This window comes from Rhodopirellula sp. J20-39 (genome assembly GCF_057365095.1).
The window spans coordinates 7,505,246-7,526,341 of record NZ_CP195123.1 but is presented as its reverse complement, the minus strand read 5'-3'; the positions used below and the strand labels follow the sequence as shown (position 1 = coordinate 7,526,341).

The 21,096-nt window shown below is 55.9% G+C and carries 1 protein-coding gene; it reads right to left on the bottom strand.

The window, feature by feature from the left end; genetic code table 11:
* Positions 1-202: 202 nt before the first annotated feature.
* A complete protein-coding gene (locus tag ACR3ZL_RS27135; protein WP_486173119.1) occupies positions 203-20,944 on the bottom strand; it encodes a pre-peptidase C-terminal domain-containing protein in 20,742 nt (6,913 codons plus the stop codon).
* Positions 20,945-21,096: the final 152 nt, after the last annotated feature.

Sequence of the window (21,096 nt, the reverse complement as noted above, 5' to 3'; positions counted from 1 at the left end):
GCCAATGACACCACGCCCTATTGATCGCTACGTTCCAAGCCGTATTCGCATGGACGCTGGCCCTGCGTTCGTGATTTTAGGGACGTCAGACAGATCGATCTCTTCGGACATGTCACCATAGCCGCACGCCAACTTTGAGGGGCACTTCACTGACACCGTGGCGGAGAAAAATGCGGGGTTTGGTCGGCCAGGTAATGCTCGGTTAGAACAGCGTGACTAGGTCGGTTTCTCGGCGGTCTTTTCGGAGGTTATCGGTGGACTGACTGAAGTACCAATCGACGCCGCCGTCTCCGTCGAGGGTGTCGGTGGATCCGTCGCCTCGAATGGATGCCGAAAGATCGCCGATGAGGTCGAGCATTCGATCCGCTGGGGAGTCTTCGGAATGGGACCAACGGGCCAGCAGGGAATCGGCGTCGGTGAGGTTGTCTTGAGGCGTGAACGCTTCGCCGATCAGCAAATCGTCTCCGTCGCCACCGTTCATGCGGTCTTCGCCCCATCCACCGATCAGGATGTCATCACCCAGTTGACCATTCAGGCGATCGTCGCCAGTTCCGCCATCGATGTAGTCGCTCGCCGCTCCACCTCTTAGGTCATCATTGCCCGCCCCGCCGTACAGATGAAGTGGGATCAATAGTCGACGGTCGGCGTTCACTTCGTCATCACCCTCGCCACCATGGACTTCAACACGACTGATGTTTTCGTAGTTGATGCGAGACCAGTTTCCGCGGCTGATCAGTTGTCGAATCTCAACTGAGTTGGGCTCGTTGCGCACGTCGAATAGACGGAAGTGATCGTCTTGATCGGTGCCACCCATTATCAAGATCGACATGCCAGGGTGATCCGGATCCGGAATTAGGCGTCGATCAAGCACTTCAAGACTGGACGATTGCGTTCCTAAACCGTTATCGCTGTCACGCGTGGTGACTTGCACCGTGTAGGATCCGGTCGACGCGACGGTTACCTCAAATTGTTGGCCGGTTCCTACGGCAATTACGACGCCATCGGAATTGGTCACTTCCCACAAGAACAAGACCGTTGCATCGGTGGGCAACTGATCCACTTCGGCGGCGAAGGATATCGATTGCCCGCTGACGATTTGGACCGGTTGGCTATCGACGAGTTGCTGAGGGGCGGTGAAGACGACCGTTCTTTCCGTCGGTGTTGCTGGTGCATCTGGATCCCCGTTACCAGCGTCGGTACCGGAGTTGGTTGCGTCGCCAGGCCAGACGAGCGGTGCATCGGCGCCGGCGGCGGCATCCAACAACAACTGCGTCGTGATCGATGTGCGAGCCTCAAAGACCGCCTCGCCCATTGCCTCGTGAACATCCAGGTTCGCGTAATCGCCACCGTCACGGCGAACGTTGTCGTCGCCGCTTCCACCATCAAGAATGTCGGCACCGTTGCCACCTAAGACAATATCGTCACCAGCACCGCCTTCGATTTCGTCGTCACCGACACTACCCATCAAAATATCGTCGTCGATCCCGCCATCAATGGTATCGCCCCGCAATTGCACGTCCACATCATCCAAAGTGGAGTCTTTCAAAAGCGAACGCATAGAAAGGTCGAGAAACGCGGTCGAGTAGTCGGATCGACGCAGCGATATGTATTGATCCGGATCGCTCGTCATGACGGGTGAAACGATCGCCACATGATCTCCCATGACGATGTCGTTTCCGCTATCGGTTTGGATGTTGTCTTCACCGATAGACCATGTTCCGCCAATGGACTGATGCCGTGTTGCAGGCGACATCGCATCGGTCACTGAGCTCGCCAGCGTTTCTCGGCCGATGCTGCGGTCGTAGCTGGTGGGGACGTAGGGGCGATCACCATCGGCAATTTCGTCTAACAGCATCTCGACATACGCATCCAAGTCATCAATCTCTACTGAGTTCGTCGGCGTGGTGAGTACCAGCGGTGTTGCCAGAACGCTAAAGTCGCCTGCGACTAAGTCGTTGCCTGCATCGCCGGTGATCAAGTCTTGATCCAAAATGCGATCCAGTGAGGGGACATAGGCGATCCGGTCCAGCGGAGTGCGGCGAGACAGTTCTTGTTCCACCCTCACCACTCGAGATTCGCGTCGAGCGTCGAGAGATTGGCCCTCGATTCGAGCTTGTTCATAAAGCAACAATTCAAGTGCTTCCAACTGATCAGTGTCCAAACCAACCACGCCGTAAGAGACGGGGAAGTCGCTCAGGTTGCCTGTCACGATTGGGGCGATCAAGGTTGCATCCCCACCAAGCAAAGTATCGTTGTCTTCGTTGCCGTGGATCTCGTCACTACCCAGATTCAATTCGTGGTATTGCACATACTGAATGCTATCGCCAGAGATGGCTGGCAAGCTCGGGCGAGTAGTTGCAGCATCGTTTAGCAATGTGTCAATCACGTCCAAGTGCACACGAGATAACAAGCCAGTGGCATCGTCCGCGACGGCTTGTAGGAGCGTTAGGTATTCCTGGAACGCGGTTGCGTTTTCAGTGATCGTTGATTCGCCTGGGATTTGGCGTGTGAAGGGCAGTTCGAACGTGCCTGTGTCGCCGATGATCGTATCACTTCCCGAACCACCATTGATGATGTCGTGGCCGATCACGATTTCGCGAATAGGTGTGGGCGATCCGTCAATTTCGTAGCGAACCACATCGCGGTCCAACGCCAACGCTTCAAACGCGTGCATCAGCCCGGCAACCGATCCCGTCGCTTTGTCAATTGCCTCATGAATCGGTGTGACCCCAGTCTGCAAATCGCTGGTTACGATCCAGTTGTCACCGAACAATAAATCGTCTCCACCTTCACCGTGGATCGTGTCGTTGCCTTGCAATGAATCGTTATGGCCCACAAACCGAGGCGTCAAAACGATGGAAGCCGACAGTCGCAGGTCATCATCGGTCACCAACAAGTCTTGATTGGCGATTTCCGACAACGTTGTGTTTACGCCGGTGACGCGATCCCAGCGAGGCCGCTCCGCTACCAATTCGCCTGGCTCGGCAACCAGTTCCGGAACGATCACCTTCCCGAAGCCGGGTAAGTTCAACTGGATGTCCGACAGATCGTCATAGCCTGCCTCGACGCCGATCAGCCTCCAGGCATCAATCATTTGCGGAAGATCGGTTTCCATCGGAGCGACGTTGACGCCATGATCCCCAATCAACGTGTCGTCGCCGTCGTCACCATGCAGTGTGTCATCGCCACGTTGGCCTAGGGCGATGTCGTTACCCAAGCCGCCGTAAATGGTGTCATTATCGGCTTCCACCAAGTCCAATAAGATGGCAACGGTTTGAGTGAACCCACCTGAATCGGGGATCCCGAATCCGGATGGAAGGTGCATGCTTGCCAACAGGATTTGGTCGGCATCAAGCAGTCGATCTGCTAGATCGGCCGGAAGGTCGAGCAAGCCCGAGGGCCCCGTCGGAATGATGTCAATGACATGAGCGATTCGCTCCGTGATCAGGTCTCGGTGCCAGGTTCCGTCAGTGTTTATTTGCGGCGTGCCGTCTTCATTGAAGTCACGCAGGATGTTACCCGCGTCGGCCAGTATGAAGTCATTGCCCGCGTCACCGTAGATCGTGTCGCTTCCCAGTCCGCCCATCAATTCATCGTCGTCATCGCCACCATGGATCTCGTCGTCACCGCGTTGGCCGCGGATGATGTCCATGGCTTCATCACCGTACAGAATGTCGTCGCCGGCGATGAGATCACGATCATCAAACGGTTGGACTTCACGAATGACGATCGCATCAAACGGAGCCAGGTAGTTTTCCCACGTACCCAGTTCGGTGCTGAGCAGCGTCCGGGTGATGATGCCGTTATCACCTAAGATGACGTCCTCATCTTCATTGCCATGAATCGTGTCATTGCCGTCGGCACCAAACGGAACGTTATGTCCGCCTACGAGATCGTCCTGGCCTACACCGCCGTTGATTGTGTCATCACCTTGGCCGCCAAAGACGAAGTCGTCGCCTGCATCGCCGTCAATCTTGTCGTTACCACCGCCGTCAGCAACGGTGATGTACCGACTGACGACACGTTTATCGACTGGACGTCGGAAGTCGACTTCGCCGTGATCACCTAACAGGATGTCGTGATCATCACCGCCGTGGAGTTCGTCATCCGTCGCACCACCGATCAGGATGTCATTGCCTGCTTCGCCCCAGATTTTGTCTTTACCGCCGATGGTGGGATCGATCGTGATGATTTGATCGAGCGTCGTTGGATCATCATCGAGGGTGTAGTCAATCCGCCCACTATCACCAAATAGCGTGTCGAGTCCCGCGCCGCCATGGATGGTATCGCCCATTGCCCCGCCCAGGACAACGTCATTGCCGCCGCCTGAGTTGATTGTGTCGATCCCGCCGATCGCGGTGTCAGTGGATTCAATGAAGATCAGTTCTCCGGCATCATCGAATGTCGCGCGACCGTTGTCGCCCAAGATGACATCACGAGCATCACCGCCCGTAATATTGTCTCCGGCAGCTCCACCGAACAATACGTTGGATGCATTTCCGGCGGTGATCGTGTCCGAGCCACCTTCGTCAGGATGCGCTGTGTCAATCGTGATGCGAATGCCGGTGACTGAATCAAAATCCGCGATGCCCTCATCGCCAATAATAATGTCGGCCTCGGAGTCGCCACCGGCCAGAAGTTGATCGTCGCCAGCCCCGCCGAAGATCGTCTTTTGTCCTTCACCGGCGGTGATGTGATCATTGCCTCCGAATTCGTAAGACTTGGTCCGTACTAGATCCAGCACGCTGTTGACGGTGCGAGCGGTGGGATCCGACACGATCGCTGCTCGATCAATCACCCCACCATCACCCAGGATAATGTCATTGCCAGTATCACCGTGGATGGTGTCTACACCGACACCGCCAAGAATTTGATCGCTGCCAGCACCGCCGTGAATTTCGTCATCGTCACCCGCTTCATCATTGATGGTCAGAATCAGGTTGGCGCCTCGGACGAATCCATCGGTTTGATTCTCCGGCGCGGTCGAGATGCGATATTCGCTGGTCCCATCCAGCATCTCGCTGAATTCCGGCCAAGCTGTTAGCGTCGTCGCGGTGTTGCCGGTGATCAAACGAGGCTTTTGCAAGAAGCCGGTGCCGTTGTTGATGTCAACGTACAAGCCACGCAGTCCCGTGTCTGTGTCGCTGGGCAGCGGGAAGTCGGCGGCCGCATCAAGCAGGTTTCCTGAATCCGTAAAGTCTCCTGTCACGGAACCACGAATCGGATCAATAACGGTACCCAAGCGTGTGACCACCGGATGATTGCCTGCACCGTCGTCGTTACCGTAGTAGTCCACACGGCCTTGATCGCCCAACAGGATGTCGTCGCCCGCACCGCCGGTCAGCGTGTCGCGACCGAGACCACCGAAGGCGACGATGCCTAGGGTGGAAGCGGACGCATCCACCGTGTCGTTGCCACCTTGAGTATTGACGGCAAAGGCACCGTCTTGCGGGTTAGTGATTTCGTAGCTGTCGCCCAATACGGGCAACTCGACCCAAATCCCGTCTACCGAAACGGAGGTGTTCGTATTGCCAAGAATGGTTTTCGTTTGTTTCGTGCCTAACGCGTTGACCGTGGTCAGTTGATAACCTTTCAGTGAGTCCACGGCACCAAACGAGGCCGTGGAGTCCACCAGTTCCGTGAAGCGGGTGTTGGTGACATTGGTAGCCGACGTTGCGGTTCCGGTCGCCACGGTGACATCCGCTGCGTCTAACGCGACATCGACAGCGTCGCCCATGCGGTCGGTCGCAGGCCAATAGATATCGTCGCCGGTGTTCAGGAAAGTCCAGGTTTGATAGGTCTCGTCGATGGACGTGCTGGGGTCATCCCGCCGGGTATGCGTTCCCAGAACTTGGAAGTCATTGTTGCCAACGCCCAAGTCGATTTGCAGTACTTCAAGATTGCCGTACGACACACCGCCAGCTTGTAGTCGGCCACCGATGGAAATGTCGGGGCCCATGTTTAGGCCACCGATTCGGTTGGCCGTCAAGAAGCCGCTGCTATCAGCTGGGCTGTCTTCATCGTGCAGGAACAGGTAGTCGACCGATTGAGTTTCATCGACGAAGAAGTTCAAGCTCTCCGAGGTCAACGCATAGCTTTTGATGACGTCATCAGCGACACCGAAATCGTCATTGAGCGTGACCACAATCTTGCCTGCAACCACGGTAGCGTCGGTGATCAGACGGAATTTGCCGACAACCGGATCAGCAGGGTTGCCTGTCGTAGCATCGGGGTAGGCCGCCAGCCAATCCGCGGAGGGATGAATCGCGACGACTTCGAGGGTTTTGTCGATCAGTTCAGCGACGTCGGAAAGATCATCCTCCAGGCCCAGTAGTTCAAGTTGTAAGGACGTCAACGTTTGCAGGGTGATGACGTTCCCGACGACGGAGTCCACATCGCCGGTTTTCGCTTTCACATTCGTTTCAACTGGAAGCTTTTCCGGATCCCCGAGACCTTCGAGCGAGCCTTCACCGCCGGCACCATCGACCACGACTGGCCCCAGGATGCGGCTGACCGTGTTGGCTCCGTTGGCAAACTGTTTCGTATCGCCACCGTCGACCTGGTCATCATCGATCGCCCGCACCCCGATGCGAATCGGTTCGTCCCAATTGTCTTCATCAAAGGTGATGATCAGGTTCTCGCCGTCGACGCGGACGCGTTCCACAGGCAGCCCATCGAGACTGTAGATTTCCACTTGTTGGGCGTCGGTACGGATCCCGCCGGTGCGAGTGGTTTTGGTGATTTCCGGCGTGATCGTCACTTCGACCTCACCCTTGTCCGCGGATCCGCGTTCGGGTTGAGCGGTCAGCACCACTTCGTAGCTATCCGTTTGCAGTGACTGAATGTCGGCGCGGACCACGTCTAAGATCAGTGGCTCTACCGAGGTTGTGAAACGGTAGGTACCCATGGAACCTGAAACGCCTTCAGCCGAAAGGTAGTAAGTGCCTGTCTCGGTCGGGATAAACGTGATCTGCGAGTTGTTGCCGGTTCCCGAATCTTCATCGCTTTCGATCTCGGTTCCATTCGCATCCAGCAATCTCAGTTTCGGATTGGCAAGCGTACCGTTGCCGGTGGAACTGCCTTCCAGGTCGAAGGTGTAGGTGTTTCCAACCGCCATCTGCACGGCGAACCAATCTTGATCCGAGCCGGAATCAATCTCGCTGCTTGCCGAACCCGGTGCGAACACCTTCGCGGGCGTCGATGTTGAATCAAAAATGTCGTCACGGAATTGGGCCGTCAGAGTATACGAGCCAAACCGCGAACTGTAGCCGCCCGCTAACAACGTATATGGACCGGAGATCGAAGGGGTAAACTCGATCCAAGAGTTCAGGCCAGCACCGCCGTCATCGTTGTGAGCAACCAGACGGCCCAGCGGATCATGTACCCACAAGTAGGGATCGGGGTTGGGGGTGCCATCGGTTGCCGAGCCTTCCAAGCTAAACGTGTAGGCCACGCCGGCAACGAGCGAGAATACATGCGATTGACGCGAATAGGGGCTCGGCATCGTGCCTTCGACGGTGCCCAGAGAAGAACTGCCACCGACGACATCGTTGGAGATTGTGAACTGAGTCGTTTCGTCGGGGGTGGTGTCCCAAAGGCGGTCCAGCGTTAGCGAGTTGGATTCACTATCCAGGATTACGGCGGTTTGCCCGATGCCGGTGCCAGCGACCACTTCGATGGTGCGTGAGGTCAACGCACTGGCCAATCCCGCATCACCAGAATACTCAATCCGTGTGAACTCAGCGGCACCTTCAATGACGTCGGTGGAGCCACCTGATTCGCGTATCAGTACCGATGGTGCATCGGCGTCGCTGATCCGGACCAAGACCGGTTGACGGAAGACGTCATGGAAACCGATATCCAGATAGTCGTAGTCAATTTCCAGCGTGTTGCCGACCACGCTCGTGGGCTTGCCATCAGCCAGGAACACAATCTGATTGCCTACCCACTGCCAAGCTGGCATCGAAGACGTTCCGGGGTTGGTAAGTTCGTCGTACGCCAACAGATTTTGTTGGTTGTAAGTCACTGTGTTGATGGCAGTCGCTTGCCGTGACATGCCGACTAACGTGACAGGAGCCGAAGGTGAAATCGTGAACTGGTCGGTTTGGTTGCGTGTGACATCCACATTGTCCGAAGTGATCTCGAACTGGATTTGGCGAGTATGGAAGCCTTCTCGCTTGCCGTCTTGCAATGCAACGATTCGCACCTCTTGGTAGTCATTCCAGTTCGTTGCATCGAAGGTGAGCGTGTTACCTGCGATGGGTGTGCCATCGATTTGGGCGATGCTCAGGTGCTCGTCCAACGAAACCAGTGCAACCTGGACGGAATCGATTGGGTTGCGTGATAACTTCACCCGTATCAAATCCTGTTCTCCGAGATGATCGCCATCGCCGCCTTCGATCACGGATGTGATGGTGTTGCCATCGATCATCGCTGGTGTTGTCGCAGAAGTATCGAGTCCATAGGTTTGGTCGACGATCACGCCTGCTTCGTCATTGTCGTTAATTGCCACGGCAACACTGACTACGGCGAGTCCGTCGTAACGGCGAATGCGGTACAAGGACTCACCCGGTACCGGTTCGGTGTTCCAACCACCATTGAGAATCAATGTGTGTGTGTCCAGCGTGCCCAGGACTAATCGGAGTTGCCCCGCACCGGGACCGCCCACAATTTCCAAGGTCGCCCCACGTAGCCCTTCGGGACCGAATTGGGAATCGTCGAATGTGGCTTCCGCGTCGGAGAACGTTGTGCGGGTATCCAGTTCGTCGGGAAAGCTTTCGTCATCCGGCAATCCGGCGGGTGAAACGTCCACTGCCGTCATCTTGCCAATCAGGGAATCGTCGACCCGAATTTGGTAGGTGCTGTTACTGTCCGGGACATCGCTTGCTTGCCAACCGCGGTCGAGTGTCAGTTTCAAATCACCGAGGATGTCTTTCTGGAAAGAGGTGTCCGCCGCGTCAACGGTGAACTCCAGTTCCATCTCGATCGATGAGGTGGGATAGGCATCGCCAAAGTCATTGACGTCAGAACTCGGCGTGAACTCAATGCTCAGTTCGCCGTCTTCCAGGAACCCTTGCATTTGAGTTTGGGTCAATTCCACCACCGCCGTGGTGGACTGATAAAGTCGGCCTAGGTTTCCGTCATAGAGCGTTGTGATGTAGGTGCCGTTGATCGTGACATCGAGGTTTTCATAGGAACTATCAAAGTCACCAACGGCATGAACTCGAAGTGTGGCTCCCGATGTCACGCTGACACGTTCCACGCCTTCGGTTAGATCAAATTGGAAAGTCGAGGTGTTGGGACCGAATACATTCGTATCACGACCGGACAGTCCGACGATGGCTTGCGCACCGGTGATGAAGCGACTTTGGCCGGTGCCAGCACCGTCGACAATGCTGACTTGGCGACCTAGTAAGTCGTCAACGCTGTCAAGGAACGGGTTGAAGGCATCGAGCGGTTCGGGCACGGTGAAGATGGGGTTTGCCGCGAACAGTGGACTGGTCGTCAACACCTCGTCGTCCAATGCGATCTTAACCGTGCTATCGGTATCGGGGACGCCAGCCCCATGTAACCATGCACGATCGACGGTCAATTGCATGTTGCCGTCGACCAGTCGAGCCGAGTCGATGCGGCGGGTTTGAACGGTGACACCATCGGCCAACGTGACTTCAATAGTCTTGCCGGTGAACTCATAGAATGGGCGATTGGTCGCGATCGTTAGCGTGGCCTGTGCCACGACGCCAATTGGCGTTCCTTGGACGGATGCGGCGGTGGAGGTCACCAGGTGATTGATGCTGGCGGATTGTTCGCCTTCCAGAGCGTCGTCGTTGTACGTGAACTCCGCCACCGTTGTTGGATCGATCGCTGGCAATAGATCCGACCGTGTGAACACGCCGCCGGTGTCGTACTGCGTCACGCTGTCGGCGCGGATTTCGACTCGCTGAGGAATTTGCCAGTTGTCCGCAGTAAAGCGAAGCGTGACTGCGGAGCCGTCCTGTTTTTCTTCTGCGCCGATCGCTGGACTGCTTAGCCGGAACGCGAGTGCGCCCAAGTTGCGTCGGTCGGGGCTAGGAAGCGGAGCCAACGCTTTCACCAGGACGTCGAAGCCGATCAAAGGTGCTCGCGTGAGTACGACGTCGTAGTAGTCGAACAATGAGGAATCGTTATCGCTCGTCTCCGACACTATGCTCGATCCTCCGCTGGGCAGGATGACAACAAAAGGTTCGTCATTATCAGCCACGTTGGCCGAGATGCCCTCGACCTTCATGTCCTCGTAGCGAACGTCGGTGCTGTGTGTGACGCCGTGGGCGACAATCCCGCTGTGTCCCTTCAGGTCGTTGCTAACGACCGGAGGCGTATCGCCGGACAGATTGAAAGTGTCTTCCCCAAGTCCACCAAACAGTTCCGTCAAGAACGTCTCGCTGGTGCTCTTCACATAGAAGCGATCGTTCCCCTCGGCACCATCGATTCGTAACGATTCAATGCGAGTGAAGTTGATGGTCAGACCCGCGCCGAAGACGCCGTTTTCAGTCACGACAAAGTCATCGCCAAACTCGGTGCCGATGACCGTCAGGACATCAAAGCCGTCGCCGCCGTTGATGCTGACGGGCGCGTTGACGGCGTACTGAACCAAGTCGGCCCCAGCACCGCCGGTGATGTCGGTGCGTTGACGTTCCGGTTCTCGTGATCCAACCAACGCGAATGCACGAACTTCAAATTGGTCATCGCCGGCGTCGCCATTGAGCGACAAGACCGCCTTGTTATGGAAGACGACAAATCGATCGTTGCCGAGCCCGCCATTGATCGTCATCGGGGAGCTGATTCCGTTGGAAAGGAATCCTCGAGTCGTCTCGATGGTCGCAAAAATGTCATCGACCGAAACATTGGCTTCTTCTTCGTTTCGTTCGGATCGGAACAACTGGCCGATTTGGAACGAATCATCGCCGCCCTCGCCATTGATTGTGATTTCCGCAGCGGAATCATCGACGGCGAAGTGATCGTTCCCCAGTCCGCCTTGGACCACAATTCGTTCGACGCCAGAATAGTTGACGCGTTGGACGGCTGGATCGTAGCCCGCTTCGGTGGGCGCGTGATCGGGATCGTTCAGCAACGCCACAAACGCGTTGGAACCACTGATGCTGGCCCGCAACAGGAATTGATCCGGTGATATTGTTCCCACCGCAATGAACACATCGGTGTCTTCGGAAGGTCCACTGTCGAGCACTTTGATCAGCGAGTTCGCTTTGCCGTCAACGTAGACCACATGGAAGGTATCATCGCCACGATTGCCGTTCAGGACATCATTGCCGTCTAACGACAGGATCTTGTCGTCACCATCGCCCCCGGACAATCGATCGCTCGCCAACCCGCCGTCAACGGTGTCGTCACCGAGTCCGCCGTCGATCGTGTCGTTGTGTTGTTCGCCATAGAGGCCATCTTGGCCGTCGTCGCCCTGGATCGTATCGTTGCCGTAACCGCCCCAGATCAGGTCGTCGCCCGACCCACCTTCGATCGAGTCAGCATCGTAACCACCCTCTATGCGATCATCATCGTCACCGCCTCGCATGACATCTCGGCCCAGTCCACCGAGTAGATGATCGGATCCAGCGTCGCCATCGATGGTATCAACGCCGGTGCCGCCATCGATTAGGTCATCGCCGCCGTCGCCGTGGATTTGGTCGTCATCACGCCAACCCCGGATCACGTCGCGACCACCGCCACCAAAGATCACGTCGTTTCCTACGCCGCCGAATAGAATGTCTAGGCCACTTAGTGTGCGGGCTTCGTCATCGCCGTATAGAGTGTCGTTCCCCACTCGTCCGGACACGTAATCGTTTCCGGTACCACCGACCAAATAGTCATCGCCACTGCCGCCGATGATAACGTCATCGCCTGCACCGCCATGGATCGTGACGGGCACAAAGACATTCAGCATGACGTAGATCGAATCGTTGCCGCTGCCGGCCGTTCCTGAGATCGAATCCACGGCGGTGAAGTACTGGAAGATGCCTCCACTTGAAACGACGATGTTCTGTCGATTCTGGTCATCGGGTGCGCTGGTGGCACCGATGTAGACTTGGTTGTCGGCGGTACTCGAAAGCACCAAGTCCAATGTGCCGTTGATGGGCTGGCTTCGGTTAGGCAGTCCCAGGAAAGTGGGCCAGCCACCAACAGGTGTACCAAGGTCAGCAGGCGAATAGCTTTCCGACGAGATGGGAATAGTGAACCCGATCGTCACCAGATTGATCCGAGCGGTGAAAATGTTGAATGAGATTTTCAGCCCGAAGATGGGTGATCGCTGGGTTAGGAAAATTCCGACAACGATGTTTGCGAACACATCGGCTCGAACCTCCAACCGGATCCCATCATCAAATGCATCCTTGCCGTCAGCCGAGTTCTCGCCGGTTGACGTATCCACGCTGAAGTCAGTGAGCCCGTCAAATTCATAGGCACGCACCCGGCCGTCGCCATCGGGATCGTTGAAGTTCAAGTCTTGGCCAACAAAGAACGACAACTCAAAACCGACTTGTGCCTTGATGAATTCCCGTAGTTTGCCACCTGCCAAATTCCGGAACGGATCGATGAAGACACCCGCGCCGATACCGCCCAAGATGCGAATTTGGGGTTCATCACTTCGTGTGCTTGCGGCGCCAAAGCCTGTTGAAGCCCCTGACTGACTTCCGGCACCTACGTTGAGATTCCCCACCGCACTCGGGGCTGGATTGATTCCGTTGAAATCGTCGAAGAAGAATCCATTGAGGATGTCGTCTGGATTGCCGGTGTACCCAAATCGTTGCAGACCAGTCGTGTCGAAAGCCATCGCGTATTTAGCGCGAGCCTCAAACGCTACTGAAACGAATGGGAACATATACTTTGCATTGTCCAATGGACGTCCAACGAGCGTTCCCACCAATGGGTGAATGAGTGTGCTTAAAGTGGATTGCCATTCCAGCGGAATCATCTTGTACAGCAAGTAAGACAATTCCGGCGTTTGGTAAGTCAGCAGGTAGCTGTCTTCTTCCGCGTTGCCGTCCAATGCGGTCTGACCCAGCAACAACTCAAAAGAGTGCGACAGGATAGGCAAGCCGATCGGTTGGATGGAGCCATCTTGAACGGTGCGAATGGCTCTTTGCGCTACCGGGGGAAGGATGTCGCCCAGGAAGCCAAGACGGGTCACGCCAGGCAACATTTGAGTGGTGATGAAGCTCAATGCGGCATTTTGTGCTTCGCTGGAGCCGTCGCGAGCGACGGCTAAGATTTGGCCCAGGATCGTGCCGGATTCGGGTGAATCTTTGAGCGTGCCCAGAGCACGCTCTTGGTTTTCTTCGCTATTGAATAGTTCGCCACTGCCACCACGGGCGACGGCACCGTCGACGGAGAAATTCCCTAAGTCAATCCACTCTTGTCCCGTCAGCAACGCGATCGGGATGAGGTCGATGTTGTCGAATTCGCCGCTTCCGAACAGATCCGAACCTGTCTCGGTAATGAAGTCTCGTTCGAAAGGACTTCCGCCACGTGCTAACGCACGAATCGCGACTGCCGCTCCGACGAAGTTGCCTTCTTCAGTCGTCCCGCCGAATGCGGAGGGCGTTTGTGAGTAGGATTTGCGTCCGAAGATCAGCGATAGGATCGGCATCGCTTCACTTTCCAGGAACTTCAGAATCGCGTCAGCCGCGTCCAAGGATTCACTTAGTCGAGTGATCGCGGGGCCCATGAAGTCGCGAGTGAATCCGACCAGGTCGAACTGCACGTCGTTGAATTCAATGGTTGGCACTTGCGTTTGCACGACCAGTGAATCGTTGACCGTCCAGTCCCAATTGCTGACATCCAAGGTCAAACGATAGGGGGCAAAGGCCGCCGACTTGGGCAGGTCCGTTTCAATGGTCAATGAAAGCGGATTGAGCTGCAGCGGATCGGTTGCCGATTCAGTGATACTTAACAGGTTCGGCAGCGGGGAGTTGGTGAACCCTCGAATTGGTTCGATCGGGAATGGTGATTCCGCCGTCAAATCGTTCACCGCCAAGCGATGATTCCCACCAACAACTTGGGGATCGTGGAGATCGATGACGAATGTGCCAGTCAGCTTGGATTGGCCAGGGGTCGCGTCCCAGATTCGGACGGGCAGCACGCCCAAGCGACCACTCATCGTTGTCGATTGAGAGCGTTTAACCGTTGCGTCGCTGGTTGTTTCTTGGACTAGCGGGGCACCCGGCGATTGGGTTGGCTCCACCGTGAGAACCCGCGCGGATTCACTAATCTCGAAGATCCGATAAGTTCCATCATTGGAACCTGATCCTGAAACGATGATTAAGTCGCCTTCGTTGAACCCGTCGGTGCGCCAGTTTCCGCTGTCTCGAGTAATCGAGTCGTACACATCGACGGTGGTTACGGATCCGAATGGGCCCGTAATGCTTCGTGTTTCATCGTGGAAAGTCAACGCGGGCATGCCCGTGGCGGTGACTTCGGTCACGGTCACGCTGATGCCCGATGTGGGGCCTTCTTGAATGACACGGTCGTTCGAATTGTTGGTTCGTTCCAACGATGCATTGGTTGGCTTCAGCTTGATCTCTAGACCGTCGCTAGTGATTTCCTCGATCAGATAGGAACCATCGTTGCTGGTCGAATTGGCGACTGAGATGATCTGGCCGGTTTTGAAACCGTCGAGGATCCAGTTGCCACGATCCCGCTGAATGCTGGGAGCTGTGGACGTTGTGTTGACAAACGTCAGTTGGGGATCAGCTGCCATCGTGACCGCATGGGTGGGCAATCCAATGTCGAGCTGGATCTCTAGATCGCTGGTCGATGAAACATCCAAGTACACACCGTCCGCGATGCTCACGCCGACCTTCATTGGGAAGTGGAACCCGAAGTTGACGTCCGCGAGGGCATCCGTTTCCAGGCCCAACCCAGGTAACAACAGATCCAGGTCGACCGGCGTTTCTAGCGACTGGGTCGCCATTTCGAGGTCCAGTTCAAACTCCACGCCCACAACGAGCGTGTTCCCATCGACTTCGATGGTATCCGTTTTTACTTGCACATCGTCGATGTTGACGACGCTGTCACCGGACGCTGGTAGATTCTGTAGCCAATCAAAACCACCAGGCCCAAACGCGTCGAACAGGCCCTGACGCACCGACTCGATTGACGTCTCCGCTCCGTAGAACTCCAGGTTGTCGACCACGGAATCGCGGATTTGCAGCAAGAATTCCGCCGCGTCGCCCAGTTGTCTTCCGACAAGCGGTAATTCACGTCCCAACAGCGATGTGTCTAACGCGTTATCCAGGTGAGTGAACAGTTCATGGAACCCAAGTCGGAACCCGTCCATCGAATTCGCCAACGAGAAGTTCTGCGTGAGCGTTTCGAATTTCGGCCAGTTTCCCACGCCGCCAATCAGGTTGGTGGTGAGGGTTGATGAATCGGTGGGTGAATCAATGTCCCCGATGGTCAGCTGAATGCTGGGACGCGTTTGAGGCGCGTCATTGGGCACGATCTGTTCAGGAAATGCCAAGTGGAAATCAGCGTCCATTTTACCGGTCAAGGAAACCGGTGTCTCACTAGCGCTCGCTGCCGTTTCGACTTCGGATAGATCGGAAATGCTGGCGTCGGAAGTTAGGTCGGCATGGAAGGTGGCGGATGCGGTGGAAACGCCATCACCGTCTTGGTCCAACACGAAGTAACCCGTCAAGACTTCCGTGGGCACACTGCCGAATAGGGTCGTGAAGCTGAACGCATCCACGTTGCTAGCGGCAACCTCGAAAGCAGCCTCGGTGCCGCTGCCAATCCCAGCATTTCCGATCAGCATAGGAGTCGGTGAATTGGGATCGGACAGGTCAATCGCCAGTCCGATGTCAACGCTGCCGTCCGCGATCACCGTGGCCGGGCTTTGACGCAGTGAATCATTGATCGCCGCGACTTTCTGGAACCCTAATGCGTCTCGGTCTAAACCCAGATTGGTCAGGTTGAACGCCATCGGCACGCTGGCGTGGATCGCATCCAGGTCCAGTTGTATGTCCAATGACAGTTGTTGCTCGGCTTCGGAAAAACTGAGCACCACGTTCAGGTCGCCGCCTTCGAGTCGTGACGACAATTGGGATGCTAATTCCTGGATCGACTTCGGTTGCAGTTCCGTTGGAAGTTCTTTCAACGCTTCTAGGTGCGTACGAAAGTGGTCACCAAAGGGAAACAATTCGGACAGGCTGGCGGCCAAGCCCGGTAGGTTGTCCGCCAGTTGCGATTGGTTTTGGAGGGTTAATAGGTAGTCGGCAACCGAGTCGAGATAGTCGTACATGTCATCGATGGTTACATGTTCGGTAGCCACCAGCATGGCCTGCGCGACGCCATTTCCTGGCAACGAAGGAACCACCGTTTCGCTGCCGCTGCGGACGTCATAGAGATTGACGGCATCGACAAGGAAGTCGGTCTTGGTGGCGGCATCCACCCCGGTGATTGAAGGCTCTGGCCGCAGTTTCATCGACAGGTCAAGCGGATGGCTGAACTCCACTTCGCCGCCTTGCAACCATGTGAACGGATCGCTTAGTCCGTTCCATAACTGACTGACCGAGGCCGTTTCGAGTGTCAATGCGGCGGCTGTGTGAGACGACGCTTTGTCGATGGTTAGGTCAGATATTTCAACGCTGGTCGCTCCAAACAACGCGGTCCCGGTGCCTCCGGTTGCATCTGTATCGACGGCAACTGAAATTGTTGGTGTCGCCGATTGGATCAGCTGGAAATGTCCTGCGGCGGTGTCGCCATGAAGTGGGGAACCGCCCAAAAGTCGCGTAGGCGATTTGAGTTCGATGACGAATTCTGGATCCAGTTCGTTGTCCACGGGAGAGGTGAAGTCCACGTTTTCGGACGAACCCGTCGATAGCCCCAGGTCGGTTGCCGCAAGGCTGGACGCCCCCACGTTGGCTGCCGTAAACGAGGTCACTGTGCCTGCCTGGCTGCGATCGATTAGGAAGTATGCCTGCTTGCCTTCGTGATAGAAGACCTCGAACTGCGCCGACGAGTACCCACCGGCGACCGCGGCGCGGGAAATTCGTTCCACGACATCAGCGATCGTGCCAGGCGATTCCAGTTGGCCGGTGTCGGGGTTCGTGTCCAAGTCAACGGAGAACGATCCGGTGGCACCGCTTAACGTGATCGTCAGGTCAGCGGCGGATGATCCATTGGTCCGGATTCCGAGTCCCTCGAATCCTTGAAACAGTTTCGTGTCGGGGTGGGTTGCTTGACCTTTGGCATCGGTGCCCAGCCCTAAACCAATGCGTGCACCGGAGGAATTCAGGGCGGCAACAATCAAGCCGTTGGGGATCTCGTATTGGGAGGTCGCGTCGGGTGGCGTTGACCATGCCGCTTCCAGGGTGAGAGTGCTGGACGTGTTACCTGTGATCATCAGGCTTTCACCTGCACCGGTGCCCGCCGTGATGGTGACCACACGACCGATCAGTTCGTCATCAGCTACACCTGGGAACGTACCGGCTATTGTAAGTTCATCGCTGGTTTCGCCTGAGGGGACGTTGATGGCAACCGCCGTTCCGGTCAAAGCCGCGGCTTCCTCGGTTCGGTCGACTAGGACAATCCCGTCGCCTGTGATTTGAACATCAAAGTCCCAGTCTTCGTTGTAAGCTCCGGTGTCAGGGGTTACCCGAGGCGCGGGCAGATTCAGACCGGCGGAATTGGCAGCGGTTTTGATTGCACTGATGTAATCGTTGACCGTGACCAGAGAATCTTCGATGACGTAAAGTTCGGTGCCGGTTGTGTTTTGATACTTTGCCGTTCCCGCCAAGCCCAACGCAAGTGATGCATCTTGGGCCGTTCCATCGCCAGTCACGGCAAAGGTTGGTGCACCGGCGGGACTGGTCATGTCCGTCAGTGTCAACGTTCCTCGACGGGTGTCTAGCCTCGCGAAGCCGTTGCGAGTGCTTTCCACGGTGAAGGCTTCACCGGTTCCAGGCACGGTTTGGAAGCTCTCGGCGAGGGTTAGCGTATCGGCCGTGTTGGAGATGATTTGTTTGGTTTCGCTGCCAATGGTCAGTGACCGACCGACCAGCGAATCATCGGCTCCAAACGGTGACGAATTGTCGATGATGGATGAACGAGTGCTGCCGCTCGACACGGTACCGGTTAGCTCGGAATCTTGATCGGCGGCCGCCTGAATGGCTTCCACGATTTCGCCAAGCGTCGTCGGCGCAGCACCCGACGATTGAACGTTCGCGTCCAGGTCGACGGTAAAGCTGCTGCCGTCGTTCAACGTGATTGTCAGGTCGGCGACCCCGAGTCCATTGGCGGTTAGACCCGCACCGTCGTTGATGTCTTCTAATGGAATGTCGCTTAGGGATTGATCAAAGTTGACGGGGAACGAGGTCCCGTCGGCGAGATGGATACGGATGTCATCGAGGCCATCGGCAATCGGCACACCCTTACTGTCGTTTAGATCCGCCACGACCGTTGCGGTTGAGAATTCACCTGCGAAACCGATCTCGCTGAGGTCGATCTCGATGGGCAAGTGCAGCGAGAGCGTCGGGTCGTCCAGTTTCAACGTCCCGCTGGCATCCACGCTGACTAGCGATCCGAACTCGGGGATTTGGATTTCATCGGTTTGGGAATCATACGTCTTTGCGAGATCAATGTTGAACGCGAACGTGGAATTTGCGGCATCGAAGGTCATTGCCCCAATCGTCGTCAACGGTGCACCATCGGAGTTCGCCGTGGGCAGCGATAACATCTCTTGCAAGGTCAGGAAATTGGCGCCGATGTTGGGCGCCAATACAATCACGTGTTCGGGGTCACCGCCGACAACGACATCTTGTTCCTTGGCGGCAGCGGTCAGCCCAAGATTGGCTGCCACAGCATAGTCGTCCCCGGAAGGGTCCTTCTTGGGGGTGATTGTGAACGTGTTGCCCTCCACCGATTCCGCTGTCTTGTCGACTAGCTGGATTAGCCCGTCTTCGGCGGTGATGATCTCGAACTGGTCGGTCGTCACGCCGGCTGATATCGCTGCGGCAGAGATTGCCGAAGCGACTCCGCCGAGCGTACTGGGCGTTCCGACATTGACATCAAAACTCTTTGAACTGTCGCGCAACGTGATGGTCATCTCGGCTTCAGTGCCAACGCTGTTTCCCAAAGCCTCCGCTAGCGTTTGGTTATCTTCGACTTCGACGATGTCGCTTAGTGGAGTTGAAGCGATGAATGGTGGTAACTCGATGCGACGCAGGAATTCGTCTTGATACAAACCCGCCACATCGACCAAGTCTCCATATGTTTTCGCTTCGCCCAAGAGGATCCGTTCGCTATCGATCGCTTTCAGGCTGAGCGTGTCCAGGTAGGTGCCGATTTGCTGCATCACCTGCAGCACGGAATCGCGATCCATGTTGAAGAACGCATCAATCGGCAGGTCAGTCAAGTTTTGGCTGAAGGCGGCATCATCGGTGCCCCAGCCGTCTTGGCTAAAGGTGATAGTGGCCGTTTCGGTGTCAGTGATTCCAGAAACGTCCTTTGCCAAAGCGTAGAGTGCGAGATCGACCTCCGCGGAAGCCGTAGTGTCATGCGAAAAGCCGCTTAGACGTGAACTCACCTGCAACTCAGAGCGGCTCAAAACGCTATCGCCACCGGCTAGGTTATTTAGCGCCGACGTATCGAGTGTTGTACTGGCATCTAGCGAGATGAAACTGTTGCTGTTGCCCGGTCCATTGGAACCGACTTCCAAGCCGAGTAGTCCGGCGACAATTCGGAAATCTGCATCGTCCATGTCCACGCGGGCCTGTGCGTCCAGGTCCGAGCCGAAGTCAGCGAAGAAGAACGTGGTGCCTGTGGCATCGATCCCGAATGAAAAATCCCAATCAAAACTGGTGATCAGGTCCGCCGTTAGATCGGGGGTCGTGAGGTTCGTGTCAAGTTGATCGTCCAACGACAAGATCTGTTGGTCTAAGGACAGAGGCTCGTCCGCATGGGTTACCGTGACCTGCATGCTGAGGGAAACTTCCAGCGAATCATCGACGAAATTAACGCTAGCGACTGTGTCAACGGACAGGCTTCCCGGTCCACCGTAGTTGCTAACGTCCACGTCTTCGATGGCGGCGATCAGCCCAAACACATCAGAGTTGCTTCCAGTCAGATAATCGTTGACCGGATTGGTCAGTGTGGAATCCAGGATATCGCCGATCGGAAGCACCGCACCGAACTTCTGGCCGTTGAACAAAGGCAGTTCACGCCCCATCGCATCGAACGTGCTGAGGTCATCGCCCAATCCCGAAATCTCGCTCAACCCCGCATTCAATTCAGTCTCGTTGGACGATTGATGCAAAAGCGAATCAGCGAGTCGAATGCCTGCGGTTTTCGCAAACTGGATTTGGTCTCCACTGCTATTTTCAACAATGATGTCGCCAGCGGACAATGACGCGGTTAGTTCGCCGCTGACCCCAGATAGGTCCAACTCACCGCCATCGGTATCCACAATGTGGGCGTGGTGCCATCCGTTGTTGATGTGATAGACATCATTGCCTTCACTGCCGTAGAGCCCAATGGAGACGTCATTGAGCTCACCAACGGTGATGCTGTCGTTTCCACTTGCCGCGGAAACCAAAATAGTCGTAACTCCATCGGCCGGTAGTTCGATGCCGTTCTTGTTCGCGTCCGCGTCGCTGAAGTTCGTAGCGACGAGTTCATTGATATTGGAGACTTTGATGGAGCCAGCTTCAATTTTGATTTCAAATTCATCATCAACCCCACTCCAATCGTAAATCGACAGGGTGCTACCACTTAGTGTCACGTCGGCGGTAAGCAGTCGTCGTGATTCGAGATTTTGGAACTGAGACCGACGGAACTTGCGTTGCAACCGGCCAGCCTTGCGTTGCAAACGGCCAGCACGGTTTGCTGGGGAAGCCGAACGCTTACGAAGATTGCGTGTGCGGCTACGAAGTTGCTCTAGCAGGAAATCGATGTTCATCACAGAAGGTCCCAAATCCATTCGGGTTGGCTAACATCTCGAAAGATGGCGGCGATCTTCAGACAGGCAATCTGGCAGTTGCTTTTGTCCACGAGTCACCAAGCACCGACAATTCATTTGTCAGTGTCGTCAACTTGTAGTCGGTTGTGAAA